Raw genomic sequence first — 9,020 nt, 5'->3', positions numbered from 1 at the left:
CTGCGCCTGCTCGTGGCCGACCCGGGCCTCGCGGTCGCCACCGTGCCGGAGGGGCCGCTCGCGCGCCTGCTCGGGCTGCCGTCCGCCGCGGCGGCGCTCGTGCCGGAGTCTGTGCCCGACGGCCTCGTCCGCGCGTGGCCGCTCGCGCTCGGCGCCGTCGTGCTCGTGGTCGCCGCGCTCGCGCTGCTGCGGGGGAGCGTGGCCCGTGCGGTCCGGCTCGGCTGGGCGGTGGCCGCGCTCGGCCTCGCGACCGCGACCGCGGTCGCGCGCGTCCCGGTCGGGCTCGACGACGGCGTCGCCGCGTACGGCTGGACCGGGCCCGCGCTGTCGCTCGCGATGCTCGGGCTGCTCGTGGCCGCGCTGCTCGGCGCGGACGGGGTGCTCACGCGTCTCGCGCGCCACTCGTTCGGCTGGCGGCAGCTCGTCGTGGGCGTGGTGACGCTCGCCGCCGTCGTCGTGCCCGTCGCGTGGCTCGGGGGCTGGAGCGTGCAGGCGCGCGACGGCACCGCGCTGACGGCACGGGCGCTCGAGCGCACCGTGGTGCCCGCGGTCGGGCGCCAGGCGCAGGGCTCGTCGAACGCGTCGCGCATCCTCGCGCTGGCGAGCGACCCCGGCGACGACGCCGTGACCTGGCAGCTGCTGCGCGCGGACGGACCGCAGCTCGTCGACCTCGCGGCGACCGTCGCGACGCTCGAGCTGACGGGGACCGGAGACGAGCCGCGCGTCGCGGAGCCCGACGCGGCCACCCAGGAGATCGACACGCTGGTCGCCCGCCTCGCGACGGGTGCGAGCGGTGACGTCGCGGGTCCGCTCGCCGCGCTCGCGGTGGGCGACGTGCTCGTCCCGGTGCTGCCCACCCACCTGTCCGACGACGACGAGGCCGCGGCCGACCGTGCGCGCGACGCGCTCGTCGGCGAGCTCGACGCGACGGCGGGCCTGGAGCGCGTCACGCAGAACGCGTCCGGCATCCTGTGGCGCGTCCAGCCCGCCGCGCCGACCGGCGGCGGCGAGCCCGTGCCGGTCGACCCCGCGTGGGCGCGGCTGGTCGCGTCGGGCGGCGACGTCACCGACCCGGCGTCGGCGGCGGTCGCGGTCGAGGCACTCGGGCGCTCGGTGGACACCCGGATCCCGGACGCGACCGGCGGCGAGGACCGGCGGCTGCTCGTCCTCGCGGAGCGGGCGGACGCGCACTGGACGGCCACGCTGGGCGGCAAGCCGCTGCGGGCCGTGTCGAACGGCTGGCGCCAGACGTTCGAGCTCGGGTCGTCCGGCGGTCACCTGGTCGTCCGTCACGACGCACCGGAGCGCACGACGTGGCTCGTCGTGCAGGCGGTCGTGCTCGGGTTGACGGTGCTCCTGGCGATGCCGGTACGTCGACGGAGGGCAGGGCGATGAGCCGCACGACGAGCGTGGTCCGGCTGGTCTCGGGCGTGGCGGTCGGCGCGCTCGTCGTCGGCGTCGTGGGCCTCGGCCTGCAGCTCCCGTCGCCCGCGACGGACGACGTGCTGTCCGCCGGCGCTGTGGTCGACGTCCCACCGTCGCCGACGCGGCTCGTGTGCCCCGGCCCGCTGGTGCTGCCCGAGCAGCGTGAGTCGGACGCCGACTTCGACCCCGTGCCGGTCGACCCGCTGACCTCGCTCGTCGCCGTCGCGACCTCGAGCGGTGGTGGCGCGGTCCTCGACCTCGCGGGCGCCGTGACCGTCGCGCGGCTGACCGAGGGCGTGGACACGAGCCTCGTGCGCGAGGCCGGTGGAGCGGCCGTCGTCGAGGCCGAGCCCACCGACGAGCCCGCCGTGGTCGGTGCGGCGAGCTCCGCGCTCGTCACCGCGGGCGACCTGCGGGGCCTGGCCGCGGCGTCGTGCCAGGCGCCGACGACCGATGCGTGGCTCGTCGGCGGCTCCACCGAGCTCGGTTCCACCGCGCTGCTCGTGCTGCAGAACGCCGGCTCGACGCCGGCCGTGGTGCACCTCGACGTCTTCGGGGCCACGGGCGAGGTCGACCTCGACACCGAGCAGTACCTCGTGGCTCCCGGCGCCGAGCGCGTCGTCGTGCTGGGCGGGCTCGCGCCCGAGGAACGCCGGATCGCCGTGCACGTGTCCGCGACGGGCGGTCGCGTGAGCGCGTTCGTCCAGGACTCGACGCTCGACGGATTCACGCCCACGGGCACGGACCTCGTCGTGGCCGGGGCGGCACCGGCTCGCCGCCAGGTGATCCCCGGTGTCGCGCTGCTCGCGACGGACGTGGACGACACCGACGCGGGCGTGCTGCGGCTGCTCGTGACGGGACGCGCGGCCACGACCGCGCGCGTGCGGCTGCTCGGCCCCGACGGCGTGGAGGACCTGCCCGGAGCGGAGTCGCTCGCGCTCGAGCCGGGTGTCGTGACCGACGTCCCGCTCGGCGGGCTGCCGCAGGGCGCGTACACCCTCGTCGTCGATGCGGACCACGCGGTCGTCGCGAGCGCGATGCTCGCCCGCCCGGGCGAGCCCACCGCGCAGGACCCGGGCAGCCCGACGCGGGAGCGGGCGTGGGTCGCGTCGGTCGCCCCGACCCAGGGTGGCCGGTCGCACGAGTCGGTCGTCGCGCTGCCGGACCGCGCCCGGGGCACGCTCGTCCTCGGCGCCGTCGCGAGCACGGGTGCCCTCGACCGCAAGGCCGTGCTCGCGGCCGAGGTGCGGGTGCTCGGCTCGGACGGGCAGGTCGTCGTCGCCGAACGCGTCGAGGTCCCCGTCGGTCGCACGGTCGCGCTCACGCTCGCGGACCTCGCGGGGTCCGACACGCGCGTGACCGGCGTGCAAGTGGTGCCGGACGACGGCGCCGCGTGGTTCGCGGCGGGGCTCGTGGCGCAGGTCGAGCGCGGTGACGGCACGCTGCTCTCGGTGCTGGTCCCGGTGCCCGGCGAGGCCGGGACGACCGCGACGACCGTGCGCGCCGACCCGCGGCTCGGGACGCGCTGAGCGCAGTCGCGTGGTCGGGCGTCAGCGTCCGTCGTCGCGGTACGTCGGGTCGATGTCCTCGGGGGAGCGGCCGAGCATGTGGGCGACCTGCTCGACGACGACGTCGCGCACGAGGTCCGCGAGGTCGAGCGTGTCGTGCGCGCGCGCCTCGACGGGCCGCCGGTAGACGACGATCCGGGCGGGCAGGCCCGCGTCGGCCGGGAAGTACCGGCCCAGCGGGACGCCGCCGCGCTCCCACGGCGCGGGGTTGGACGGCGGGACGTCCTCGACCGCGAACTCGGTCCCCTCGAGCTGGCGGGCCCACCGCCGCTCGAGGTGCTCGACCGCGTCGAGCACGAGGTCGTCGAACCGCTGCGCACGCGTGCGGAACGCGGGCATCGTGGTCGGCATGAGCGGTCCGCGAGGCCCCCGGCCGCGCCGGTCACGGCGGCGGACGGGTCGTACGGACCCGTGGCCCTCGTGCGGGGCCGGGTCGAACCCACGGCGGTCGGGGAGGCCTGCGCTCACCCGGTGCACGATATCCGCTGGGGCGGCGCGTGGGACCGTGCACGGCGTGGACGGCAGCCGGTGTCGCCGACTCGGGGTAGGTTCGCCCCGTGAGATCCGTCCGGCAGTGCTCGCGCACCGCGTGCGGCCGTCCAGCCGTCGCGACGCTGACCTACGTGTACGCGGACTCGACCGCGGTGCTCGGCCCGCTGGCCCAGCACGCCGAGCCGCACTCCTACGACCTGTGCGTCCCGCACGCCGAGCGGCTCACCGCGCCGCGCGGCTGGGAGGTCGTCCGGCTGCTGCCCGAGTTCGAGCCGCTCGCCCCGAGCCGCGACGACCTGCTCGCACTGGCCGACGCGGTCCGTGAGGCCGGGCGCACCCCGGAGCCGGTCGCGGTCACGTCCGCGACCGCCGTGGTCCCGGAGCCCGCCGCACTCGCGGACGCCCCCCGTCGCGGCCACCTCCGGGTGCTGCGCGGCACGGGCCCCGACGTGACCTCGCCTGACGGGGCCGTCTAGGCCGTGGCACGTCGCAGGGGGGATGCGGCCCGGGCACGGGCCGCTGCTCAGCAGGAGTCGTTGGGGTCGATCAGCCAGCCGCAGGGGCCGTTGCCGCCGGGCACCGAGGCGTGCCAGGGCTGCGGCGAGGTCCGGCTGACGCGCATTCGCATGTCGCTGCCCGACGGGCGGGCGGCGACGTTCGTCTCGTGCCCGGCGTGCGAGATCACGAACTGGTTCGCGCTCGACGGTGACGGCACCCCGCTCACCCGCGGCGAGGTCACCGGCACCGGCTGACGAGCGCGGCGCGGCCCGGCTCTGCCGCGACGGCCCTCGGAGCGCGCGCCGCCCGACGACGGCAGGTGCGCGCGGTGCGGATACGATGCCGCAGTGAGTGCCGAGCGAGTCGACCTGTCCGCGTTCATCAAGGCCTACGACGTGCGAGGGCTCGTCCCCGAGGAGCTCGACGCGCGCGTCACGCGAGCGATCGGTGCCGCGTTCGCCGACGTCGTGGTGATCCCCGAGACGCCTGCGGGCAGCCGCCCGACCGTGGTGATCGGCAACGACATGCGCCCGTCCGGCCCCGAGCTCGTCGCGGGCTTCGCCGACGGTCTGACCGCACGCGGCGTCGACGTCGTGACGATCGGGCTGGCGTCCACCGACGGGCTCTACTTCGCCTCGGGCAAGCTCGCCATCCCGGGCGCCATGTTCACCGCGAGCCACAACCCGGCGCAGTACAACGGCATCAAGCTGTGCCGCGCGGGCGCCCGCCCGGTGGGCCAGGACTCGGGCCTCGCCGCGGTGCGTGACCTCGCGGGCGACTACCTGGGCGGCGAGGTGCCGCAGGTCGCCGACGACGAGCGCGGCACCGTCACGTCGCGCGACATGCTGACGGAGTACGCGCAGTTCCTGCGCTCGCTCGTCGACCTGTCGGCGATCCGCCCCCTGAAGGTCGTCGTCGACGCGGGCAACGGCATGGGCGGCTTCACGGCGCCCGCGGTGCTCGGCACGGGCGCGGGCCTGCCCGCGCTGCCGCTCGAGGTGGTGCCGCTGTACTTCGAGCTCGACGGCACGTTCCCGAACCACGAGGCCAACCCGCTCGAGCCCGCGAACCTCGTCGACCTGCAGCGCGCGGTCGTCGAGCACGGGGCCGACATCGGCCTGGCGTTCGACGGCGACGCGGATCGCTGCTTCGTCGTCGACGAGAACGGCGACCCGGTCTCCCCGTCGGCCATCACCGCGCTCGTCGGGCTCCGCGAGGCCGCGCGTGAGCAGGCGGCCGGACGCACCCCGACCGTGATCCACAACCTCATCTCGTCGCGCGTCGTGCCGGACCTGCTGCAGGCCGCGGGTGCGCGGACCGTCCGCACGCGCGTCGGGCACTCGTTCATCAAGGACCAGATGGCCGAGCACGACGCGGTGTTCGGCGGCGAGCACTCCGCGCACTACTACTTCCGGGACTTCTTCTTCGCCGACACGGGCATGCTGGCGGCGCTGCACGTCCTGGCGGCGCTCGGCGGTCAGCCGCACCCGCTGTCGGCACTGTCCGACGCGTACCAGCCGTACGTGGCCTCGGGCGAGATCAACTCGCGCGTCTCCTCGGTCCCCGACGCGCGCGGACGCGTCGTCGAGGCGTACGTGACGCAGCAGGGCGCGGGTCCCGTCGAGGTCGACGAGCTCGACGGCCTGACGGTCTCGCACTGGGACTCCCACCCGCAGTGGTGGTTCAACCTGCGTGCGTCGAACACCGAGCCGCTGCTGCGGCTCAACGTCGAGGCGGCCGACGAGGACATCATGATCAAGGTGCGCGACGACGTGCTGTCGCTGGTCCGCCAGGGCGAGCCGGAGTACGCGAGCGCGTCCGACGAGGCGGGAGCCACGGCATGAGCGACGACCTGACGGCGGTCCCCGGCGGCCTCGAGTCCTGGGCGCGCGAGCTGCTGCGCTGCCCGGTGACGGGTGCGACCCTGGTCGACGGGACCGACGACGAGGGCAACCCGGTCCTCGTCTCGACCGACCCCGAGCGTCCGCTGCGCTACCCCGTGCGCGACGGCATCCCGGTGCTCCTGGAGTCGGCGGCCACACCCGCCTGAGCGCCGCTAGGGTGTGCGCGGACCTGACGGAGAGGGGATCGGGCGCATGGCGCACTCGGGCGGCAACAAGGCGATCGTCGCGGCACTCGCGGCCAACCTGGGCATCGCGGTCACGAAGTTCATCGCATACCTGCTGACGCACTCGAGCTCGATGCTCGCGGAGGCGGTGCACTCCCTGGCCGACTCGGGCAACCAGGTCCTGCTGCTGGTCGGCGGCAAGCGCGCCCGCCGCGCGGCTGACGAGGAGCACCCCTTCGGGTACGGACGTGAGCGCTACCTGTACGCGTTCATCGTCTCGATCGTGCTGTTCTCGCTCGGTGGGTTGTTCGCGCTGTACGAGGCGTGGCACAAGTGGGCCGACCCGCACCCGATCGAGTCGTGGCACTGGGTGCCCGTCGTGGTGCTGGTCGTCGCGATCGGACTCGAGTCCTTCTCGTTCCGCACCGCGATCCACGAGTCGAACCAGGTGCGCGGCACGCAGTCGTGGGTGCAGTTCATCCGGACGGCCAAGGCACCCGAGCTGCCCGTGGTGCTGCTCGAGGACTTCGGCGCGCTGATCGGCCTCGTGCTCGCGCTGTTCGGCGTGAGCCTGACCCTGGCGACCGACGACGGGCGCTGGGACGCGGTCGGCACCGCGGGCATCGGCGTGCTGCTCGTCGTGATCGCGGTCGTGCTCGCCATGGAGACGCGGTCGCTGCTCCTCGGGGAGTCGGCGACCAAGGAGTCCGTGGGCCGGATCCGCGGCGCGCTGGTCGGGGAGGGCGTCGCGTCCGTCATCCACCTGCGCACGCTGCACCTGGGCCCGGAGGAGATCCTCGTCGCGGCGAAGATCGAGGTGCCCGCCGCGGTCTCCGCGGCCGACGTCGCCCGGGCGATCGACGACGCCGAGGCGCGCGTGCGCGCGGCCGAGCCGAGCGCGACCGTGATCTACCTCGAACCCGACCTCCGGCGCGAGTAGGGCGTCACGCCCGTCGGACGAGCCGCGCGACTCACGACGGCGGGTCGAGGACTCCGTGCGGGAGGCGGTGCAGCAGCACGGCCTCCTGGTCGCGGCGCACGCTCGCGCGCTGCTCGGCGACGAGCTCACGGTCGCGGCGCTCGGCGAGCACCGCGGCGAGGAACGCCTCGGGGTGCGTGCCGGGGGCCGGCAGCGGCCGGACGTAGCGCTGGACCTCGTGGGTCAGGCGCGTCCCGAGCTCGACGCGCGAGCCGGGGTGCAGGCGCGTCGCCCGTCCCAGGAACTGCCGCACGGACAGCGCCAGGCCGTCGGGCAGACGCGCGATGTCCGCGGTGCGCGCCCACGCGGCCAGGTGCGGCGGCATGACGAGCGGCGCCCGTCCCCCCGCCCCGCCGCGCACCCGCACGGCGTACGTCCCGGCGAGGATGTCGCCCACGCGCTTGCCCTGGGGGTGCACGAGCGAGCAGATCAGCGCGACCGACCCGAACGTGAGCCACAGCTCGACCACGCCGACGAGCGCGCGCACGAACGCCTGGCGGAACACGATCGGTCCGCCGTCGTCGCGCACCACGCGGATGCCGACAGCGAGCTTGCCGAGCGTGCGGCCGCGCGTCAGGGTGTCCACGGTCGTGGGCAGCACGATCAGCACGAACGCGATCGCGACGGTGCCTCCCACGTCGGCGACGGCCTCGGGCACGCCGATCCGCGCGACGTTGGTGAGCAGGATGGCCACGAGCAGCAGCACGGCCACGAGCACCGCCAGGTCGATCAGCGCGCCCAGCATCCGCGAGATCGCCGACGCCGGCCGGGCGTCGAGCTCGACGCCCTCACCGATGACGATGGTGTCCACGGTCCTCCTCGTCGTCCGTCCGGTGCTCGCGCGGCGTGGCGACGCCGCGACCGCACCCTAGCCGGTCGGCGGGGATGGCAGGCTGAGCGCATGGACCTCGACGCGTACCAGGCGGTGCACTCGGCGTCGTGGCAGCGCCTCGACGAGCTGATCCGTACTCGGCGGCGCACGGGTGCCGAGGCCGACGAGCTCGTGCGCCTCTACCAGGCCGCCGCGACCGACCTGTCGACCATCCGGTCGGCCGCCCCCGACCCTGAGACCGTGACGCGCCTGTCGCAGCTCGTCGCACGCGCGCGTGCGGCGATCGCCGGGACCCACGAGCCCTCGTGGCGCGACGCCGTCCGGTTCGTCGTGGTGACCGTTCCCGCGGCGTTCTACCGGCTCCGCTGGTGGACGGTCGCGGTGATGGTCGCGTTCCTCGCGGTGGCGGTGGTGGCCGGGGTCTGGGTCGCGACGAACCCCGACGCGCTCGCCGCGATGGGCACGCCCGCCGAGCAGCGCGAGTACGTCGACAACGCGTTCGCGTCGTACTACGACCCCGGCATCGGCTTCGCCGCGACCGTCTGGACGCACAACGCGTTGCTCGCGGCGCTGTGCGTCGGGACGGGCGTGACCGGGATCGGCCCGGTGTACTTCCTGTGGTCCAACGCGGTCGCGATCGGGAACATCGGCGGCATGATGGCGGCGCACGACGCGCTCGACGTGTTCCTCACGCTGATCGCGCCCCACGGCCTGCTCGAGCTCACGGCGGTGTTCGTCGCGGGTGCGGCCGGGCTCAAGGTCTTCTGGGCGTGGCTGGCGCCGGGTCCGCGCACGCGCGGCCGCGCGCTCGCCCAGGAGGCGCGCGCACTGTTCACCGCAGCGATCGGGCTCGTGGGCGTGCTCGCGCTGTCGGGGCTCGTCGAGGGGTTCGTCACCGGGTCCGGGCTGGTGTGGTGGGTCAAGATCGTCATCGGCGCGCTCGCGCTCGCGGCGTTCTGGGCCTACACCCTCGTGCTCGGCGGCCGCGCGGTGCGTGCGGGCGCGACGGGCGACCTGGAGGACGACCGCGCGGGCTACGCCCTGGCCACCGCCGGCTGAGCACCCGCCCGGCTGAGCCCGCCCTGCGTGAGCACCCGCCCTGCGTGAGCACGCGCCCTGGCGAGCACCCCGCCGCGACGGGTCAGAGGCGTCCGGCGG

At 75.4% G+C, this 9,020-nt stretch carries 9 protein-coding genes and 1 pseudogene; 8 read left to right on the top strand and 2 right to left on the bottom strand.

All coding sequences use genetic code 11. From position 1 onward, the window contains the following. Both CWIS_RS18660 and CWIS_RS17500 read left to right on the top strand, forming a co-directional pair. Positions 1–1,395 (top strand): annotated as a pseudogene (locus CWIS_RS18660) (glycosyltransferase family 2 protein); the annotation flags it as partial. After that, entirely contained in the window at positions 1,392–2,954 is a 1,563-nt protein-coding gene (locus CWIS_RS17500) for a DUF5719 family protein (RefSeq protein WP_053071580.1), read from the top strand. The pseudogene CWIS_RS18660 and the gene CWIS_RS17500, both read left to right, overlap by 4 nt. A 21-nt stretch (positions 2,955–2,975) precedes the next feature. Here the strand turns inward: CWIS_RS17500 and CWIS_RS06230 are convergent, their stop codons facing one another. Next, entirely contained in the window at positions 2,976–3,344 is a 369-nt protein-coding gene (locus tag CWIS_RS06230; protein WP_048342402.1) for a metallopeptidase family protein, read from the bottom strand. A 206-nt stretch (positions 3,345–3,550) separates the two neighbouring features. Here CWIS_RS06230 and CWIS_RS06225 point away from each other — a divergent pair, with 206 nt between their 5' ends. The 5 genes from CWIS_RS06225 (at position 3,551) to CWIS_RS06205 (ending at position 6,991) form a co-directional block, all read left to right on the top strand. Next, positions 3,551–3,961 carry a DUF3499 domain-containing protein gene (locus CWIS_RS06225; RefSeq protein ID WP_048342401.1) on the top strand — a complete coding sequence of 137 codons (411 nt, stop codon included), beginning with the start codon at positions 3,551–3,553 and terminating at the stop codon, positions 3,959–3,961. A gap of 60 nt (positions 3,962–4,021) precedes the next feature. After that, entirely contained in the window at positions 4,022–4,237 is a 216-nt protein-coding gene (locus CWIS_RS06220; RefSeq protein ID WP_229747394.1) for a hypothetical protein, read from the top strand. Positions 4,238–4,330: 93 nt separating this feature from the next. After that, positions 4,331–5,827 carry a phosphomannomutase/phosphoglucomutase gene (locus CWIS_RS06215; RefSeq protein WP_048342399.1) on the top strand — a complete coding sequence of 499 codons (1,497 nt, stop codon included), beginning with the start codon at positions 4,331–4,333 and terminating at the stop codon, positions 5,825–5,827. Next, positions 5,824–6,033, top strand: a complete 210-nt coding sequence (locus tag CWIS_RS06210; protein ID WP_048342398.1) for a Trm112 family protein — start codon at positions 5,824–5,826, stop codon at positions 6,031–6,033. The genes CWIS_RS06215 and CWIS_RS06210 overlap by 4 nt, the downstream gene beginning before the upstream one ends. A 46-nt stretch (positions 6,034–6,079) precedes the next feature. Beyond that, entirely contained in the window at positions 6,080–6,991 is a 912-nt protein-coding gene (locus tag CWIS_RS06205) for a cation diffusion facilitator family transporter (RefSeq protein WP_048342397.1), read from the top strand. Between the two features lie 31 nt (positions 6,992–7,022). Here CWIS_RS06205 and CWIS_RS06200 read toward each other — a convergent pair whose 3' ends face one another. Continuing rightward, positions 7,023–7,841 (bottom strand): RDD family protein, encoded by an 819-nt coding sequence (locus CWIS_RS06200; RefSeq protein ID WP_048342396.1) that lies wholly within the window; start codon positions 7,839–7,841, stop codon positions 7,023–7,025. 90 nt (positions 7,842–7,931) lie between these two features. On the opposite strand from CWIS_RS06200, the gene CWIS_RS06195 reads away from it, so the two are divergent. Further along, a complete protein-coding gene (locus tag CWIS_RS06195; protein WP_048342395.1) occupies positions 7,932–8,921 on the top strand; it encodes a stage II sporulation protein M in 990 nt (329 codons plus the stop codon). Positions 8,922–9,020: the final 99 nt, after the last annotated feature.

Origin of the sequence: Cellulomonas sp. A375-1 (assembly GCF_001040865.1) — a bacterium.
Lineage (GTDB): Bacteria > Actinomycetota > Actinomycetes > Actinomycetales > Cellulomonadaceae > Cellulomonas > Cellulomonas gelida.
Note: the sequence above shows the minus strand (reverse complement) of the source record. Positions and strands in the feature narration are given on the sequence as shown.

Bases quoted from the DNA above. Each gene is read 5' to 3' on its own strand.
- CWIS_RS06195 (WP_048342395.1), top strand. From the start codon at position 7,932: ATGGACCTCGACGCGTACCAGGCGGTGCACTCGGCGTCGTGGCAGCGC.
- CWIS_RS06205 (WP_048342397.1), top strand. From the start codon at position 6,080: ATGGCGCACTCGGGCGGCAACAAGGCGATCGTCGCGGCACTCGCGGCC.
- CWIS_RS06230 (WP_048342402.1), bottom strand. From the start codon at position 3,344: ATGCCGACCACGATGCCCGCGTTCCGCACGCGTGCGCAGCGGTTCGAC.
- CWIS_RS06210 (WP_048342398.1), top strand. From the start codon at position 5,824: ATGAGCGACGACCTGACGGCGGTCCCCGGCGGCCTCGAGTCCTGGGCG.
- CWIS_RS17500 (WP_053071580.1), top strand. From the start codon at position 1,392: ATGAGCCGCACGACGAGCGTGGTCCGGCTGGTCTCGGGCGTGGCGGTC.